General features: G+C 64.9%; 20 protein-coding genes and 1 tRNA gene. 9 read left to right on the plus strand and 12 right to left on the minus strand.

Features of this window, described 5'->3' with window-relative positions:
• Window positions 1-47: 47 nt before the first annotated feature.
• A tRNA-Glu gene (locus tag VFZ97_13290) sits at window positions 48-120 on the minus strand.
• A gap of 132 nt (window positions 121-252) precedes the next feature.
• On the opposite strand from VFZ97_13290, the gene VFZ97_13295 reads away from it, so the two are divergent.
• Both VFZ97_13295 and VFZ97_13300 read left to right on the plus strand, forming a co-directional pair.
• Complete coding sequence (locus VFZ97_13295) at window positions 253-915, plus strand: hypothetical protein (protein HEX6394407.1); 663 nt, start codon at window positions 253-255, stop codon at window positions 913-915.
• A 1-nt stretch (window position 916) separates the two neighbouring features.
• Window positions 917-1246, plus strand: a complete 330-nt coding sequence (locus VFZ97_13300) for a DUF952 domain-containing protein (GenBank protein ID HEX6394408.1) — start codon at window positions 917-919, stop codon at window positions 1244-1246.
• Between the two features lie 90 nt (window positions 1247-1336).
• Here VFZ97_13300 and VFZ97_13305 read toward each other — a convergent pair whose 3' ends face one another.
• The 8 genes from VFZ97_13305 to VFZ97_13340 all read right to left on the minus strand — a co-directional run bounded on the left by VFZ97_13305 (window position 1337) and on the right by VFZ97_13340 (window position 6971).
• The gene (locus VFZ97_13305) at window positions 1337-1684 is read right to left on the minus strand and encodes a hypothetical protein (GenBank protein HEX6394409.1); all 348 of its coding nucleotides are present in this window, start codon (window positions 1682-1684) and stop codon (window positions 1337-1339) included.
• Between the two features lie 69 nt (window positions 1685-1753).
• The gene (locus tag VFZ97_13310; GenBank protein ID HEX6394410.1) at window positions 1754-2254 is read right to left on the minus strand and encodes a hypothetical protein; all 501 of its coding nucleotides are present in this window, start codon (window positions 2252-2254) and stop codon (window positions 1754-1756) included.
• A gap of 377 nt (window positions 2255-2631) precedes the next feature.
• Window positions 2632-3885 (minus strand): hypothetical protein, encoded by a 1254-nt coding sequence (locus VFZ97_13315; GenBank protein HEX6394411.1) that lies wholly within the window; start codon window positions 3883-3885, stop codon window positions 2632-2634.
• Window positions 3882-4799 carry an alpha/beta fold hydrolase gene (locus VFZ97_13320; GenBank protein HEX6394412.1) on the minus strand — a complete coding sequence of 306 codons (918 nt, stop codon included), beginning with the start codon at window positions 4797-4799 and terminating at the stop codon, window positions 3882-3884. Before VFZ97_13320 ends, VFZ97_13315 begins: the two co-directional genes overlap by 4 nt.
• The gene (locus tag VFZ97_13325) at window positions 4796-5206 is read right to left on the minus strand and encodes a PPOX class F420-dependent oxidoreductase (GenBank protein HEX6394413.1); all 411 of its coding nucleotides are present in this window, start codon (window positions 5204-5206) and stop codon (window positions 4796-4798) included. The genes VFZ97_13320 and VFZ97_13325 overlap by 4 nt, the downstream gene beginning before the upstream one ends.
• 3 nt (window positions 5207-5209) lie before the next feature.
• Window positions 5210-5599, minus strand: a complete 390-nt coding sequence (locus VFZ97_13330) for a DUF2017 family protein (GenBank protein HEX6394414.1) — start codon at window positions 5597-5599, stop codon at window positions 5210-5212.
• A gap of 80 nt (window positions 5600-5679) precedes the next feature.
• Complete coding sequence (gene clpS / locus VFZ97_13335; protein HEX6394415.1) at window positions 5680-5973, minus strand: ATP-dependent Clp protease adapter ClpS; 294 nt, start codon at window positions 5971-5973, stop codon at window positions 5680-5682.
• A gap of 5 nt (window positions 5974-5978) precedes the next feature.
• Complete coding sequence (locus VFZ97_13340) at window positions 5979-6971, minus strand: COX15/CtaA family protein (protein ID HEX6394416.1); 993 nt, start codon at window positions 6969-6971, stop codon at window positions 5979-5981.
• An 88-nt stretch (window positions 6972-7059) separates the two neighbouring features.
• Here VFZ97_13340 and VFZ97_13345 point away from each other — a divergent pair, with 88 nt between their 5' ends.
• Window positions 7060-7968 carry a heme o synthase gene (locus VFZ97_13345; protein ID HEX6394417.1) on the plus strand — a complete coding sequence of 303 codons (909 nt, stop codon included), beginning with the start codon at window positions 7060-7062 and terminating at the stop codon, window positions 7966-7968.
• Between the two features lie 7 nt (window positions 7969-7975).
• Here VFZ97_13345 and VFZ97_13350 read toward each other — a convergent pair whose 3' ends face one another.
• The gene (locus tag VFZ97_13350; GenBank protein ID HEX6394418.1) at window positions 7976-8704 is read right to left on the minus strand and encodes an ABC transporter permease; all 729 of its coding nucleotides are present in this window, start codon (window positions 8702-8704) and stop codon (window positions 7976-7978) included.
• The gene (locus VFZ97_13355; protein HEX6394419.1) at window positions 8701-9639 is read right to left on the minus strand and encodes an ABC transporter ATP-binding protein; all 939 of its coding nucleotides are present in this window, start codon (window positions 9637-9639) and stop codon (window positions 8701-8703) included. Before VFZ97_13355 ends, VFZ97_13350 begins: the two co-directional genes overlap by 4 nt.
• Before the next feature lie 99 nt (window positions 9640-9738).
• Between VFZ97_13355 and VFZ97_13360 the strand changes: the two genes are divergently transcribed.
• Together VFZ97_13360 and VFZ97_13365 are read left to right on the plus strand one after the other, a co-directional pair.
• The gene (locus VFZ97_13360; protein HEX6394420.1) at window positions 9739-10653 is read left to right on the plus strand and encodes an ATP-binding cassette domain-containing protein; all 915 of its coding nucleotides are present in this window, start codon (window positions 9739-9741) and stop codon (window positions 10651-10653) included.
• Window positions 10653-11507 (plus strand): ABC transporter permease, encoded by an 855-nt coding sequence (locus VFZ97_13365; protein ID HEX6394421.1) that lies wholly within the window; start codon window positions 10653-10655, stop codon window positions 11505-11507. Before VFZ97_13360 ends, VFZ97_13365 begins: the two co-directional genes overlap by 1 nt.
• Here the strand turns inward: VFZ97_13365 and VFZ97_13370 are convergent.
• Window positions 11504-12652: a betaine/proline/choline family ABC transporter ATP-binding protein gene (locus tag VFZ97_13370; GenBank protein ID HEX6394422.1), complete on the minus strand. Its 1149-nt coding sequence runs from the start codon at window positions 12650-12652 to the stop codon at window positions 11504-11506. The two genes, VFZ97_13365 and VFZ97_13370, sit on opposite strands and share 4 nt — an antisense overlap.
• A gap of 53 nt (window positions 12653-12705) precedes the next feature.
• Here VFZ97_13370 and VFZ97_13375 point away from each other — a divergent pair, with 53 nt between their 5' ends.
• From VFZ97_13375 to VFZ97_13390, 4 genes are read left to right on the plus strand one after another with little or no spacing between them, the layout of a single operon-like run.
• Window positions 12706-13398 (plus strand): ABC transporter permease, encoded by a 693-nt coding sequence (locus tag VFZ97_13375; GenBank protein ID HEX6394423.1) that lies wholly within the window; start codon window positions 12706-12708, stop codon window positions 13396-13398.
• Window positions 13398-14096 (plus strand): ABC transporter permease, encoded by a 699-nt coding sequence (locus tag VFZ97_13380; protein ID HEX6394424.1) that lies wholly within the window; start codon window positions 13398-13400, stop codon window positions 14094-14096. The genes VFZ97_13375 and VFZ97_13380 overlap by 1 nt, the downstream gene beginning before the upstream one ends.
• A gap of 33 nt (window positions 14097-14129) precedes the next feature.
• Window positions 14130-15038 carry an ABC transporter substrate-binding protein gene (locus VFZ97_13385; GenBank protein ID HEX6394425.1) on the plus strand — a complete coding sequence of 303 codons (909 nt, stop codon included), beginning with the start codon at window positions 14130-14132 and terminating at the stop codon, window positions 15036-15038.
• 4 nt (window positions 15039-15042) lie between these two features.
• Complete coding sequence (locus tag VFZ97_13390) at window positions 15043-15636, plus strand: histidine phosphatase family protein (protein HEX6394426.1); 594 nt, start codon at window positions 15043-15045, stop codon at window positions 15634-15636.
• Window positions 15637-15774: the final 138 nt, after the last annotated feature.

Genomic DNA, 15774 nt, shown 5'->3' on the forward strand with positions numbered 1-15774 from the left:
GCAGCCGATCCTCGCGAGAAGTGCTCCCTGACCTGCTCCTTTACAAGCACCCCCAACGGGATTCGAACCCGTGCTGCCGCCTTGAAAGGGCGGTGTCCTAGGCCGCTAGACGATGGGGGCGGGACGATGAAGCCTACTGCCTTGGACGGGCGGAGTCCTGGTCCCCCACACGGTGCAGGCGGCGCCGTGGGACCGCTGGCGAAGGGCAACGGTGACTTACCCGACATTCCCAGCCGGGTACCCTTCACCGCGGTGAGGCGGACCCTAACGATTCTGATTACTTCGATTCTCCCGGCGGCATCGATTCTGTGCTTCGGCGGATGTTCTTCCAGCGCCAAGGAGTCAGACAAGACCGCCGCTCAGATATTCGCCGACGCGAAGACTGCGACTTCCTCCCTCCGCTCGGCTCACGTCGTGGGGAGGTTCAGTGGGGTGGCCCTCCAATCGATCGACGTAGTCGTAGGACAGTCTGTTGGCGGAGGGTCCGTGGCAGTCGGGGGTCAGCAGATTTCGATCTTCGCTGACCAGAACTCGGTCTACATGAAGGCCACCCCTTCCGCCTGGCTGGCTCTCAGCAAAGACCCGAAGATCGGGAGACTGGGTGGGCACTGGGCGATCTTTCCGTCTGGTAGCGCTTTCTATGCCCAGTTCGGGATCAACAGCATCCAGAAACTCGTCGACAACACGCTGAACCAGGACCCGAAGACACTCACCAAAGGGCCTACGACCACGGTTCTCGGACAGAAAGCCATTGAGCTGCACTCGCCGCAAGGAATGATCTTCGTAGCGGCAAAGGGGCCGCCTTACCTCCTCGGGTTGCAAGGCGGCGGCGCGGTCGCTTTCACCCAGTTCAACACCGCGGCGGTGCCTACCGCTCCTCAGGGTGCGGTTCCGGCCACCGACTTGTTGAAGTGAGATGATCTACAAGATCCTCCGGCCGACTGAATGGTCGCAGTTCGAAAGTGACGGACGGTTCGGCGGATCGCCAGACGACCGGCGCGACGGCTTCATCCACTGCTCGTCGCGCGAACAAGTCGGAGCTACGGCAGCAAGGTTCTTCTTCGACGAACCCAACCTTGTGGTGGTCGCCATCGACGAGCGCCCGTTAGGCGACTTGGTTCGATGGGAGCCCGCTTCAAACGGGGAGCTCTTCCCTCACCTCTACGCGTCTCTTGGCCGCGACGCGATCGTCGATGTTCACCATCTCGAAGGCGCGTCAAAGGTGGAGGAGATCCTTCATCCTTGAGATTTCGGTATCGAGGGCTCTGGGCGGCTAACGTTTGTCTTCGTTGTGACTGCGTGCCGCTGGCGGTTCACCTGAGCCGCCGGCGTGCGTTCAGCGGCCGTTGGGCGATGTGAGCCCGAAACCTCGCTGCACGAACCCGCAGTTTGGGCAAGTAAAGGTGCCGTCAGCCGGCTCGTGCTCTGAAGGCAGCCGAGGCGGAGTCGACGGAGTATCAGGCACTCCCATCCGGCTGGCGCTCGGATCTGGCCTCGGATTGCGGACCTTGGTGCGCCGGTCTTTCGCCTTCAGCTCGAGGAGGCGAGCCTCGGAGGTCTCCGACAGTTGCCCTACCAGTGAGAACCACGTCAGCTGGCGAAGCTCGTTGTCCTCTGCGCTCGTCAGGCCGCGTTGCTTTGACGCAGAATCGGCGCCCAGGGAATTGCGGTTTCGGTTGGCCATCGATGGACTCCTTCAACGTCGAATATCGGCGTCCCCGGGGTCTTCTTTAGAGGTACTCGATGATCCGACTTACGTGGCCAGGCTCACGTACCACTCGGATTTGATGCGCTCGCATGGCACCGCGCCCTGGTTGATAGCCCGGCCTTGCACCGCCGTCTTGTAGAGCGCATCGAAACCGTGTTGCCCCCCGCCAGTAGGTTGACCTGTTCTCGGGTTTGTGTTGGTCGTGCAGTTGGTGGTCCCGGCCTGCGTGACGCAGAACGTGCCGAGAATCGTCACCAGAGCCTCCGTTCCTTTAACGGTCACGGCGCCGACGGAGAGGTTTGCGAACGTCGACTTGGTTGCCTGGAGGGCTAACAGGCAGTACGGGGTCGCTCCTTCGGCCGCGAAAGTACAAGCGACGTTGTCGTTCTTGACCAAACCGGAGAAGAAGCCGACGGTGGCGGCTCCTGGTGTTGCGTGGCCCGGCGCCGGATGCGTGACCCGAACCGGAGCCCCCTGCCCGCTGCTGCAGGCCGCGATTGCGATGGTCGTCACGATCAGCAGGGATATGCGCAAGTACCGGATCAACGGATCCTATTGAGTGGGCTGCTTGCTAGCTCGTCACTCGATCAGGATGCTCGCGGCTTGGTCCGCTTACTGGGCGCCGACGTGCCGCGTTCCCGGGCAGATTCCCCCCCGGTTCGGTTCCGGAATGCGGCCTTCGCTTTTGTCACTTCTTCTTCCGGAACGTCTTCCGGCGCGATATGCCATTGCGCGGCGTCCTCGCCTCGGTTGGATGCACGGGACGGCGATCGACCGGTGCCAGGAGATCCAACCGGGTCGTGTCCTCTCTTTGACAATGACTCGTCCCCCGGACTTGAACGTTCATGACCATCTGCGGTTGGGCGACTTCCGGCGACCCAATACCGCCAACAACTTTCACACGCGGCGACTCAGAAGTGGTGTCAATGTCCGATCAGATCCCACTCGGTGCCGCCAGGAGTGTCCCGCACCTCCACACCAGCAGAGACCAACAGGTCGCGAATCCGGTCGGCGTCGCCATAGCGCCGATCTCGTCGCGCCGCGTCCCTTTCTGCGAGCAAGCCCTGGACGAAAACGCCGACCTGGTCGCGCGGGTCTCGGACCCCCACCTCAGCCAGCGAGCCGAGCCGGACGATCATCCTCCTGAGCGCGGCCTGCCCCCGTTCGCCGGCGTCCGACTGCGTCGTGTCGCCAGCCCATGCCGCAAGCGTTTCGAGAAGCTCGAGCACACTGGCGACCGCCGAGTTGACATCGCCTGATTCCACCGCCTTGTCGAACTGGGCTTCGAGGCGGCGGATCTCACCGTGTAGCGCCGTACGCGGCGTCTCGGTCGAAGCCGGTGCCGGTGATCTCGCCGCGACGCCGGGGGCGCTTTTTCCAGATGCGAGGTTTGGCAGCGCTTCGATGGGAATGGTCTCGCCGGATGGGAGGCTGGTCGATGTCCCGTGACGTCGGACTGTGACGGCACCGCTTCCTACGACGGCGGCGGTGCCGGCGCTGATGTCGAGGACCAATCCGGTGTGCTCGTCGACGCCGAGCACCCATCCGCTATCTGCCATCTGATTCTCGAGCGCACTGAGCCGCCACTCGCCCAGGTAGCAGTACCGGGTGTCGTGGTTTCCGCCTTCGGCGTTGTCGTAATGAGGGATGACCGCCACGTCGGTGCCAAGCACCGGCTTCAATAGGTCGAGTCCTTCGGCCCACACCGGGTCGGCGCCCACCTTGTAGATCTCGTAAACCGGCACCGTGTAGCGCCCGAGGGTCAAGGCGGCCGCGCTGGCAAAGACGATGCAACCTCCGCCGGAGATCTTGTCCGCGAGCAGATCGGGAAGATCCGTTCCAGCCCACTGCCTCAAAGCGTACGTTGGGCTTCCAGGACCCGCGAAGATCCATCCTGCTGCTGCGATCTTGGCTAGAGCCGCTTCGCGGCGGATTGGGTCGGCTCCTTCGACCCGGCGGAGTTCGGCCACATCCACACGCCGGCCGACGCTGTTGGCGAAGTACTCAGCGGCGCGTGCGGAGATGTCGTCGGCGTTGGCCTGGAAGCCGTAAGGCGTGTCCAGTATTACGGCAGGCACAGGGTCCGGGCCGAGCCGATCGAATATGGCCCGATGCGGCTTGACCATGGTGGGTGCGGTCTCACCGGACCCCATGATCACAACGAGCCGAGCAGTCAATCGAAAAATCCGGGACGGCTCGCCAAGTCGATCAAATGGGCGACCTCGATCGGATGCTGGGCGTGCAGATCGTGATCGCCTACAAGCCAGTGGGTGACCGAACACGGGAGCGACTCGGCTGCGCGCCGCACCGAATCGTGCTTTCCCACCGACCACCGCTGGTTGGACGGGTCGTCGGCAGGAACAATCAGAACCGGCACGGCCACATCACCGAACCTCTTGGACGGATGGTGTTCCCAAAGCTGGTGCAGGATCGTCATGTGATTTTCGCGGGACAACCACGGTTGGATGGTCCCGTCGGCGCGGCTCTCCACGTTGGCGATCGTTCCCTGAACCCCTTCCTCGGGCCAGTCAGGGTGCGATGAACGAATGAATGATTCGAACTTCTTCGCACTCATCCCCTCCAGGACGGGCGGCGCCAATGCCGCCTGACATGTCGGCCAATCCGCGAAGCTGTCGGCGAGGTCATTGGTGCCTCCATCGACGAGGGCGATTCCGCTGACAGAACCGGGATAGCGGGCGGCGAGCTCGAGCACGACGTTTGCTCCCCAGCTCTGGCCGGCGACAAAAGGTGGCCCGGCGCTGGGTGAGGTGTCGTGGGCTCTGTCGTCGCTGTGCCAGCCGCAATGGGAGATCACGTTCGCCAGGTCCCGTGTGAGTGTGCCGAAGTCGAATCCGGAAGTCGGTTTCGAGGACAAGCCGTGGCCCCGTTGGTCGACGGCCACGACGTGATGACCCGAGTCGGCGAGGCTCCGAGCAACACCATCCCAGAGGTGAGCGTTGGACGCGAGCCCGTGCACAAGCAGAATCGGCGTGGCGCCGTCCGCTGCTCCGGAATCATGTGCGCGCCATTCGACACAGCTGAGCTCGACGTTCTCGTCGACGAGAACGCGATCGATCGTGGGCCCGGTCACCCGGATCGGTCCGGGCCGGCTGACACCGGTGTAATCGCGATAATGAGGCGCTGGTCTCGCATCATGGCGGCGCGGTAGTCCTCCCAGTCGGGATGCTCCCCTTGAATCTGGCGGTACAGCTCCACGAGAGGTTCCATCGCCTCGGGAAGCGAGATGATCTCGGCGGTCCCATCGACCGTTACCCATTGCCCGTAGAACCCGTCGGTGAACCCGAGCAATGTCACCCTCGGGTCGCGCCGGATGTTGCGGACCTTGTACGCCGGCTCGCGGCTCGAGATTGCGATCCGCCCCGCGTCATCAATGCCGTGGTTGACCGGTGACGGCTGCGGATCACCGTCGGGTTTCCGGGCTATGAGCACCGACCTGTGGTTGTTGCGGAGAAAGTCCAGCGCCTTTGCGAGCTCCATGGGTCAAGTCTGCCCCGACAGCGCCTCTATTGCCTCCCCGAGGATGTAGGTGAGCCACTGGTACATCGCTTCTTCGGGGGATTCGGGAGCGCCTCGGTCGTCGTCCTCGCTTACGTCCAGGTATGTCCCGAGGACCAGCCGGAGGCTGTTCAAGGCTCTGGTCCAGGCGAGCAGCTGTTCCTCGGTTAGCGTTTCGGCTCCCGCGGTCGAGGCCAGCAATTCCAGTTCTTCTCTGTGACGGTCGACGAGGTCTTCCTGCATGAGCCGCCGGTACTCATCCTGCTGCTCGATGTGCTCAGGACTCGAGTATGCCGGTGGAAACAATCGTTCCAGCACCGGCTGAGACGGATCGTCGAGCAACTCGACGAACTGAGGGGCGAGGCCCCGTAGCAAGTCTCGTTCCTCCGGATCGAGGTTGAGCCGGAAACCACCCTGCTTGTCCGGTTGGATGAGTCTGCGGGCGAAGAGAGGAGTCAGTTGTCCTGCTCCATGGTCGCCCAAAGCCCGTGCTCGTGAAGACGGAACACGTCAAGCTCGGCTTTCTCACGGGCGCCGTGAGAGACGACGGCCTTTCCCTTGTAGTGGACGTCGAGCATCAGTTTGTGAGCCTTTTCCTGGGTGTAACCGAAGAGCTTCTGGAGAACGAACGTGACGTAGGTCATCAGGTTGATCGGGTCGTTCCATACGATGACCTTCCACGGGAGGTCAAGGTCGGTTACTTCGCCGACGTCGGGCTGCTTGATCTCGGTGGGTGCTGCAGTTGGCATGGCGGTTAGATGCTGGGCACTGGAACGGCATGCTCGACCGAAGCCGATGTCCGCTCCACGAGTTCGTCGACAATCATTGGTGGTTCTTCGGGACGCGCTGAGAGAGCAACGTAGAAGCGAATGACCGTGATCACCACCGCGGTCGAGCCGGCTACGTGCACCGCGACAAGGGCGACAGGATCGCCGTTCAGGTACTGCGCGTAACCCACCGCCGCCTGAAGGACCAATGCGCCCAACAAATACTGAGCTTGCCGGATCACGAGGCGCGGCGCTCCTGTCCTGGCGAGATTCCAGAGAGTCACGACGGTGATGAGAAGGAATACCTCGACCGCGGTTCCATGAATTTGCGCAACGCCGTGAAGGGAGAAATGAAAGCGGGGTGCCGAGGGGTCACCGCCGTGCGGACCCGTCGATGTCACGACTGTCCCGAGACAAGCCACCACCGCCGCCGCTATCAACATGAGTCGCGACAGGAGCAGAGTTGGCCGGTCGACGAGGCGGACCGGGTGAACCGGAATGGCTTCGTCGGGAATGCCCGCTCGGTGTCGAAGCACCACGGCGTTGGCGAGGAACACCAGGCCCAGCAAGAAATGGGCCGAAACCAACGCAGGGGCGAGCTTCTCTTTGACCAGAACGGCTCCGAGCGCGACCTCGGCGAAGAGGCCGACCATCAACCCCACCGACAGCCAGGTCAGGTCACGCCGCCGGGGCCGGCGACGCACGGCAGCCGCCAGCGCCGCCACTGCGGCGATCGAGACGGCAGCGTTGATGAGGCGGTTCCCGAACTCGATCCACGCGTGGACCTGGAGCGGAGCGACCACATGGGAGTCCGTGCAGTTCGGCCAGCCCGGGCAACCGAGTCCGGAACCGGTAAGGCGAACGGCCGCGCCAGATACAACTGTAAGGACCAGGGCCCAGACGGCCGCAGTGGCGATGTGCTCGAAGGCGCGCGGGGAGACTCGAAACCTGCCGGCTGCAGCCGAACTCCGGGACGCCATGCTGCCCATCGTAGGACGACCGGGCGCCGGCGCCCCAACGGCACCGCTTTGTTGGCGTTGGGGGCGCTGCCGTAGTCTCGTGCCCCTGATGTCCGCCGTTCTCCCTCCGATCGCACCGGACCGCATGCCCGTTGCGCGCCGCATCGGGGGGTTCGTGGCGCTGACCAAGCCCCGGATCATCGAACTCCTGCTGGTCACGACGCTTCCCACCATGATCGTCGCCGCGCGCGGCCTTCCCGGGTGGCAGCTGATCCTCGCAACACTTGCCGGTGGGACCCTGGCGGCGGGCGGAGCCAACGCCATCAACATGGTCATCGATCGCGACATCGACGCGGTGATGCGGCGCACCCGCCGGCGCCCATTGGTCACCGGCGTCGTCAGCCCCGGGGAGGCGCTCGCCTTCGCGATAGCGCTGGAGGTAGGGGCGTTCGCCCTGTTGTGGGCCGAGGTCAATCTGCTGTCCGCAGTGCTGGCCGTGAGCGCGACGCTCTTCTACGTCTTCGTCTACACGCTCTGGCTGAAGCGAACCTCGCGGCAGAACATCGTCATCGGGGGCGCCGCGGGAGCGGTTCCGGTCCTCGTCGGCTGGGCGGCCGTGCGCGACAGCGTCGGCTGGGCGCCGGTTGTTCTGTTCGCGTTGATGTTCGTCTGGACGCCCCCGCATTTCTGGGCGCTCGCCATCCGCTACCGCGACGACTACAAGTCGGTGGACGTGCCGATGATGCCGGTCGTGACCTCGTTCCGCCGAACGGCCGGTCAGATATTCATCTACTCGCTGCTGGTCGCAGTGGTCTCTCTTGTTTTCGGCTGGACCGCCGGGATGGGGGCGCTTTACTGGATCGCCGCCGCGTCTCTGGGAGCGGTGTTCTGCGGGTTGGCCCTCGACCTGTGGCGCCGGCCAACCGAGGGACGAGCCATGCGGCTGTTTCACTGGTCGATCACCTATGTGACGCTCCTTTTCGGGGCGATGGCGCTCGACCAACTCGTCGTCCACTAGGCGGCGATTACTCCCACTTGAACACCCGGGCGGCGACAACCGGCGCACCAACCGCCCACGCCGCCAGCACCGCCCAATCCCTCGCCGGCACGCCACCACCGGCGGACAACGACGCATGCAACGCGTCCGACAGCGCTCCCGCCGGCAACGCCTCGGCGAATGCCCGCAACCCACCGGGAAGCTTGCTGAGCGGAATCACCATCCCGCCGAGGAGCAGCAGCGCCAGGTAGAGCCCGTTGGCCGCCGCGAGGGTGACCTCTGCACGCAACGCGCCGGCGAGGAGCAGACCAATGCCGGCGAACGCGACCGTTCCGAGGAGAAGCGCCGGCACTGCAGGCCAAAGGGACCCTTTCGAGTGCCACCCGAGCGCGACGCCGACCGCGACGATGAGGCCGACCTGCACTACCTCGATTGCGACCACCGAAACGATCTTGGCGGCGAGCAGGCGGGGCCGCCCGAGCGGAGTCACGGCCAGCCGCTTGAGCACGAGGTACTGGCGTTCGAAGCCGGTGGCGATACCGAGGCTCACCATCGCAGTCGACATAACCGCAAGGGCGAGGATCCCGGGCGACAGGAAGTCGACGGCGTGCCGGACACCCGCAGGCTTGGGCAGCACGTCGACCAGCGAAAAGAAGATGAGCAGGCCCAGCGGGATGGCGGCGTTCAGCAGGACCGCGTCTCCGCGCCGGACGGTCAGCCGCAGCTCCGCACCGATCTGTGCCCGCAGTGCCCTCATCCGTCGCCCCCGCCTTGTTCGTCTGAGCCGGCGGTTACCCGCAGAAACAGTTCCTCTAGCCGTTCGGAACCCGCCCGGAGGTCACCGAGCGCAATGTCCCGCTCGGCCAGCCACGACGCCAGCGACGCGATGGTGGCCGGCGTCCCGGGCGCTTGAACCAGGTACCGGCCGGAGCTCTCCTCGCTGACAGCGACTCCGAGAGCTGACCCGAGAGCGGCGGTGTCTATGCCCGCGGGCGCGGCGAACCGTATAGCGGATACTCCGCCGGTCAAGTCGGCGAGCGTCCCGGATGCCACGATCCGCCCGTGATCGATGATGACGATCCGGTCGGCCACCCGCTCTGCTTCCTCTAGCTCGTGGGTCGTGAGCAGGACGCAGACGCCGCGCCGTCTCAGCCGCCCGATTTCGCCTCTTATCGCGAGGCGACCCTGCGGATCGACGCCCGCAGTCGGCTCGTCGAGGAATACCACTTGCGGACGGCCCACGAGAGCGAGGGCCATCGACAACCGCTGCTGCTCTCCTCCGGACAGCCGCCGCCACGGAGTGCGGGCGACTCCGGTTAGACCCATTCGATCGACCAACTCGTCAGGGTCTTCGGGGGTTTCATAGAAGCTCGAAAAGAGCCGGACCGCCTCCGCCGGACCCATTCCCGGGTAGACCCCGCCGCGCTGCAACATCACTCCGACCCGCGCGGCGAGGGCCCGGGCACCGGAATGCTCGCCCGGGTCGAGACCGAGGACGCGCACCCTGCCAGCCGCCCGATGCCGGTAACCCTCGAGTGTCTCCACCGTGCTCGTCTTGCCGGCGCCGTTTCGCCCGAGGAGGGCGACCACCTCGCCGGCGTCGGCTCGGAGGTCGATGCAGTCGACCGCCGTGAGCGGGCCGTAGCGGACAACCAGGCCGGACACCTCGACGGCGGGGTCCTGGTTCGGCACGGCGGACGAAGCTACCGCGTCCCTTCATACCGGGGGATGAGAGGGTGAATACTCCTCAGGCGGGATGTATCGCCGCTTCTCATCGCCCATCATGTACGCATGATCGAGGCCCGCAACCTTTCCAAGCAGTACGGCAAGACGGTTGCCGTCAACGATCTCAGCTTCGACGTGCACCCCGGCAAGGTCACCGGTTTCCTCGGTCCCAACGGAGCCGGCAAGACCACCACGATGCGCCTAATCCTCGGGCTGGACCGCCCAAATTCCGGGATGGTCACCATCAACGGACGGCCCTACCGCAACCTGCCCGCCCCCCTCCGCGAGGTCGGGGCGTTGCTCGATGCCAAGGCGGTTCACGGGGGCCGCAAGGCGTACAACCACCTGCTACTCCTCGCCGAGAGCAACCGGATACCCCGTGCCCGGGTCGAGGAGGTGCTGCACATCGTCGGGTTGGAAGGCGTGGCCGACCGCCGCGCCGGCGGCTTCTCGCTCGGCATGGGCCAGCGCCTCGGGATCGCAGCAGCGCTCCTCGGCGACCCTGGGATCCTGATGTTCGACGAGCCGGTGAACGGTCTCGACCCGGAGGGCATCGCCTGGGTCCGCCAGCTGATGCGGGCCCTGGCAGCCGAAGGGCGGACCGTGTTCGTCTCGAGTCACCTCATGAGCGAGATGGCGATCACCGCCGATCACCTGATCGTCATCGGGAGGGGAAAGCTCATCCGCGACGAGAGCGTGACCGACTTCGTCGAGTCGAGCTCGCGAAAGGCGGTCCGGGTCCGCTCTCCGCAGGTCGACCGCCTACGGGAGCTGGTTGCAGCTGCGGGGGGATCGGTTCACGGCGCCGATGACGACGCGATCGATGTCCTTGACCTCGACGCTGCTGCGGTCGGAGAGCTGGCGGCTTCGAACGGCGTGGTCCTGCACGAGCTGACACCCAAGCGGGCCTCGCTGGAGGAGGCGTTCATGGAGTTGACGCGCGACAGCGTCGAGTACCACGCGGAAGGGAAGGTGGCGTGATGAGCGGGGTCATTTCACCGCCGGCGCCTGTTCAGGTTCAGCGCTTGCCGGAGCCTCCTCGCCCCAGGTTCGTCGATGCGCTTCTGTCGGAGTGGACCAAGTTCCGAACGGTCAGGTCCTCGTTCTGGACCCTCGCCATCGGAGCGGTGTTGGGGGTCGGGCTCGGCGCGGTTGTGAGCATCGTGTCGGCGAACCACTACGCAACCGACCCGGAAGTTCATTTCAACTGGAATCCGACTGACCGCAGCTTGGGGAGCCTCATGCTCACCCAACTGGCCTTCGAGATCCTGGGCGTGCTGGTGGTGACCGGTGAGTACTCGACCGGGATGATCCGTACCAGCCTGGCGGCGGTTCCGAACCGCTCGCGAATGCTCGCCGCGAAGACGCTCGTCTTCGCCGTGGTCATCTTCGTCGTCAGCGAGGTGGTCAGCTTCGCGGCATTCCTTATCGGTCAGGCTCTCATCTCCGGCAAGGCACCGACAGCCAACCTCGGGCAGCCGCAGGTCCTTCGAGCCGTGATCGGCAACGGGCTGTACCTGACGACCTTGGCACTAGTCGGTCTGGCGCTCGGCGTGATCCTGCGTCACGCAGCCGCCGGGATCGGCACCTTCGTGGCCATCCTGCTCGTTCTTCCGAGCATCGCTCTCGCTCTTCCCACTTCATGGGCGAAGCCGATCGAGAAGTACTGGCCGACCAACGCAGGCTTTCGCGTAGCCAGCACCGGTCACGGTCTCGAAAGGTTTTCGATCAACGGAACGGTGATGGCGCCGTGGACCGGGTTCGCGGTGATGGTCGCTTTCGTCGCTGCCCTGCTCGTTGCGGCTTTCTTCCTGATCGAGAAACGCGACGCCTAGAAGCTCCCGGTAAGCGGCGACGGTTCCGGCGTACTCCCGTCGGCGCGCTCGATCGACCGTCGCAGCGCGGCGTGCAGCGAATCCGGCGTCAGAACCCCTAGATAGTTGTCATCGTCGAGGACCGCGACCCAGCCGGCGTCGTACTTGAGCATCTCGGAGAACGCTTGCTTCAGCGTGTCCGAAACCTGCACGGTCGCTTCCATTCGGTGCGCTCGGTCACCGACCCGGCCTTCTCCTTCCAACTCGGCCGCCCCGACCCAGCCGCGGAGCCCGCCGCCTGCGTCGAGGACAACCGCCCAACGAGAATCCGACGATTCGAGCAACTCTCGGGCGTCGGTCAGGGGTGAACCGGTGCCCACGACCGGTGGCCTCTCCAAGTCCCCCGGAAGAATCGCTGTAACGCTCAGTCTCTTCAGCCCGCGGTCGGCACCGACGAACTCGGCGACGAACGGAGTCGCCGGCGAACCGAGCAGATTTGCGGGCGTGTCGTACTGCTCGAGCCGGCCTCCGTCGGCGAGCACGGCTATCCGGTTGCCGAGCCGTATCGCCTCTTCGATGTCGTGGGTTACGAACACCACCGTCTTCTTCAGTTCCTGCTGAACCCGATGGAACTCACCCTGCAGCCGGTCACGGGTGATCGGGTCGAGCGCCCCGAACGGTTCGTCCATCAGCAACACCGGCGGATCCGCAGCGAGCGCCCTGGCAACGCCAGCGCGCTGGCGCTGGCCGCCCGACAGCTCGGCCGGATAACGCCGCCGGTACCGATCGGGGTCGAGGCCGACCAGCTCGAGCATCTCCGCCGTCCGGGTGCGGACCCTGGCCCGATCCCAGCCGAGCAGCCGGGGAACCGTCGCTACGTTCTCTTCAACGGTCAGATGCGGGAACAGGCCGACATGTTGGATCACGTATCCGATCCGCCGGCGTAGCAGCACCGGATCCACCCGGGTCACGTCTTCGTCCTCGATGAAGATCCGCCCCGAGGTCGGTTCGATCAAGCGGTTGATCATGCGCATCGTGGTGGTCTTGCCGGCGCCGGACGGCCCGACGAGCATGCACGTTTCGCCATCCGCCACCTCGAGGGTGAGGTCGCCGACCGCCACCGTTCCGTCCGCGTAGCGCTTGGTCACCGACTCGAGGCGGATCATCGCGAGGGAAACCTTAGGACGCCAACAGCCGATTGCGGGCTAGCCTCCCGAAGGTGCAGGCGCTTATGGCTGCGCCGATCAGCGGGGACTCGCAGCCCTGGGTGGAGTGGAGCTGGGTCCAACGCCACTGGGGTGAGATCGGTTCGGCGATGGGACAGCACGTCGAACTCACCGTGATAGCTGTCGGCATCGGCTTCGTCCTGTCGTTGCCGTTGGGACTGCTCGCGTGGCGATGGAGACACTTGGAGAAGCCGATCTACGGGTTCACCGGTGTCCTTTTCACGATTCCGTCGCTGGCGTTGTTCGCGTTCCTGATACCGATAACAGGGCTCGGTACCGTGACCGCCGAGATCGGACTGGTCAGCTATACGCTGCTGATCCTGGTCAGGAACATCGTGGCCGGGCTTGACTCGGTCCCCGGCGAGGTACGAGACGCGGCGAAAGGACTGGGTTTCGGCACGGCTAGACAGCTCGCGCGGGTGGACCTTCCTCTGGCGTCTCCGGCGATCATCGCCGGGATAAGGCTGGCCGTCGTTACGACCATCGGCCTGGTCACTGTCGCCAGCCTGGTTGGTGCCGGCGGGGGGCTGGGCACGTTGATTTCTGTCGGATTTCAGAACAACTTCCGCACGCAGGAGGTCCTGGGGGCCGGTCTGTCCGTCGCGCTGGCTGCCGTTTTCGACCTGACCCTCGTCGTGGTGCAGAGAGCCGTCACGCCGTGGGCCACGCGGCAGGCGGAAGCCTGATGGGCCATTTCATCGCTCAGTTGTTTCACTGGTACACGACTAGCGCGCACTGGCGGGGCTCGAACGGCGTTCCGGAGCTGGTTTGGGACACGGTAAGAATCTCGGTCGAGGCCGTTCTCATCGCGCTCGCCGTCGCTCTTCCCCTGGGGCTGTGGCTGGGGCACACCGGGCGAGGCGGTTTCTTCGCGATCAACGTCACCAACGTCGGCCGTGCACTTCCCGCGATAGCCACTCTGGTGATCGGCGTGCAGATCTTCGGGATCGGTGAACCGCCTGCGCTGGCGACCCTTGTGGTGCTTTCCTTGCCTCCGATCATGACTAATACGTACACGGCGGTGCGCCAAGTCGACCCGGACGCGGTCGACGCTGCCCGGGGAATGGGGATGACCGGCTGGCAGATCCTGTTTCGGGTCGAGCTCCCGGCCTCGCTGTCTCTGATCGCCGCGGGTGTGCGCACGGCTGCCGTGCAGGCGGTCGCGACGGTGACCCTCGCCGCGTACGTCGCGTACACCTGCCTCGGCTCCCTGATCATTCAGGGCATCAGCGCGGGCGACTCCGGGCACGTCGAAGTTGTTGCGGGCTCTCTTCTGGTCGTCGCGGTCGCCCTGTTGACGGAGTTGGGCCTCGCGTGGTTGCAACGAGCGTTGACGCCGCCAGGGGTGAGGGTTGCGGAACGTGCCCTAACGACCGCGACCTAGGACATTTTGTCCCGAAATGGATAACCTGCGGCGATGAGGAAAGCGCAGTTCGTCGCTTCGCTGGGGATCCTTGCACTTCTCGCAGCCGCCTGCGGGTCGTCCAGCAAGTCAACCGCCGGAGGTTCGGGTTCGTCAAAGCCCAGCATCACCTTCGGTGCCGAGAACTTCACCGAGAACGAGGTCCTCGCCTACGTCTACTCGGACGCGTTGAAGGCCGCCGGCTTCTCGACAAGCGTCAGGCCGAACCTCGGGTCGCGCGAGGTGATCGAGCCGGCTCTGGAGCACGGCGACTTTGACGCCACTATCGAGTATGTCGGTAACTACCTCGCGTTCCTGGATCCGAGTGTGGGGAACCTCACCGTCCCCGGCACCGTTTCTACGTTGAGGCCGATCGTCGCCAAGAAGGGACTCAGTCTCGGCGCGGTGTCGCAGGCCGCCGACTCGGATGCGATCGCGGTGACGCAATCGACAGCAAGCAAGTACCACCTCAAGTCGATAGCCGATCTGAAGCCATACGCATCCCAGTGGAGCTTCGGTGGACCGGCCGAGTGCGCTACTCGAATCACTTGCATCCCGGGCTTGAAGCAGTACTACGACGTGGTTTTCAAGTCGTTTCAGACCCTCGATGAGGACGGACCGATCACTCACACCGCCCTGGCGAACGGATCCGTGCAGGCTGCGCGCATCTTCTCGTCCGACGCGGTGATCGCGCAGGACCATTTCGTGGTGCTCGATGACCCGAAGGTCTTCCAGGGAGCCGGCAACATCATTCCGGTCGTTCGCACCACGAAGGCGACATCGCAGGTGATATCGGTCCTCGACCAGGTGTCCGCGGCGTTGACCACTGCGGACCTGGTGCAGTTCAATCTCGATGTGTCGGTGAACCACGACGACCCATCGGCGGTGGCGTCGCAGTTCGTCCAATCGCACCATCTCGGCTAGCCAGGTGGGCGGCGACGGACCGCGTCCCGAGATCTGGGTCGTCCGCCACGGCGAAACCGAATGGAGCAGGTCCGGTCAGCACACCAGTCGCACGGACATCGATCTCACTGAGGTCGGCGAGGAACAGGCCGAGGCTCTGGGGTCGTTGCTCCGGCCGGTCGATTTCGGCCTGGTGCTGAGCAGCCCGATGCTCCGATCCCGCAGAACCGCCGAACTGGCGGGTTTGGGGGACTTCGACATTGATCCCGAGCTACTCGAATGGGACTACGGAGACCTCGAAGGCCGAACGACCGCCGAGATTCAGAACGACTATCCCGGCTGGACGATCTGGAAGGGGCCGTGGCCGGGCGGTGAGACCGAACGTGCCGTGGGGGAGCGCGCCGATCGGGTCGTCGCGTCGCTGCTGGCGTCCACTGTTTCGAAGGTGGCCGTGTTCAGCCACGGCCATTTCATCCGGGTCCTGGCGGCTCGCTGGGTCGGCGCCGGGGTCGGGACCGGTGAGTGGTTGGACCTCGACACGGCGTCTCTTTCGAAGCTCGGTTGGTACCGGGGCGACAGGGTGCTACGACTTTGGAACCTGGTGCCTGGCAACCTGTAGCCCAGTTTCCTCATGACCCAACCCCCCGTGACCCATCCAACCGACTGTTACGCCCACCCCGGGCGGGCCGCCGGCGCCGTGTGCCGGCGCTGCGGCCGCCCCATCTGCCCCGATTGCATGCTCGAGGCGCCGGTTGGT

Source organism: Acidimicrobiales bacterium, assembly GCA_036378675.1.
Lineage (GTDB): Bacteria > Actinomycetota > Acidimicrobiia > Acidimicrobiales > Palsa-688 > DASUWA01.

Bases quoted from the DNA above. Each gene is read 5' to 3' on its own strand.
- VFZ97_13385 (HEX6394425.1), top strand. From the start codon at position 14,130: ATGAGGAAAGCGCAGTTCGTCGCTTCGCTGGGGATCCTTGCACTTCTC.
- VFZ97_13325 (HEX6394413.1), bottom strand. From the start codon at position 5,206: ATGGAGCTCGCAAAGGCGCTGGACTTTCTCCGCAACAACCACAGGTCG.
- VFZ97_13360 (HEX6394420.1), top strand. From the start codon at position 9,739: ATGATCGAGGCCCGCAACCTTTCCAAGCAGTACGGCAAGACGGTTGCC.
- VFZ97_13365 (HEX6394421.1), top strand. From the start codon at position 10,653: ATGAGCGGGGTCATTTCACCGCCGGCGCCTGTTCAGGTTCAGCGCTTG.
- VFZ97_13350 (HEX6394418.1), bottom strand. From the start codon at position 8,704: ATGAGGGCACTGCGGGCACAGATCGGTGCGGAGCTGCGGCTGACCGTC.
- VFZ97_13380 (HEX6394424.1), top strand. From the start codon at position 13,398: ATGGGCCATTTCATCGCTCAGTTGTTTCACTGGTACACGACTAGCGCG.
- VFZ97_13370 (HEX6394422.1), bottom strand. From the start codon at position 12,652: ATGATCCGCCTCGAGTCGGTGACCAAGCGCTACGCGGACGGAACGGTG.
- VFZ97_13345 (HEX6394417.1), top strand. From the start codon at position 7,060: ATGTCCGCCGTTCTCCCTCCGATCGCACCGGACCGCATGCCCGTTGCG.
- VFZ97_13300 (HEX6394408.1), top strand. From the start codon at position 917: ATGATCTACAAGATCCTCCGGCCGACTGAATGGTCGCAGTTCGAAAGT.
- clpS (HEX6394415.1), bottom strand. From the start codon at position 5,973: ATGCCAACTGCAGCACCCACCGAGATCAAGCAGCCCGACGTCGGCGAA.
- VFZ97_13340 (HEX6394416.1), bottom strand. From the start codon at position 6,971: ATGGCGTCCCGGAGTTCGGCTGCAGCCGGCAGGTTTCGAGTCTCCCCG.
- VFZ97_13305 (HEX6394409.1), bottom strand. From the start codon at position 1,684: ATGGCCAACCGAAACCGCAATTCCCTGGGCGCCGATTCTGCGTCAAAG.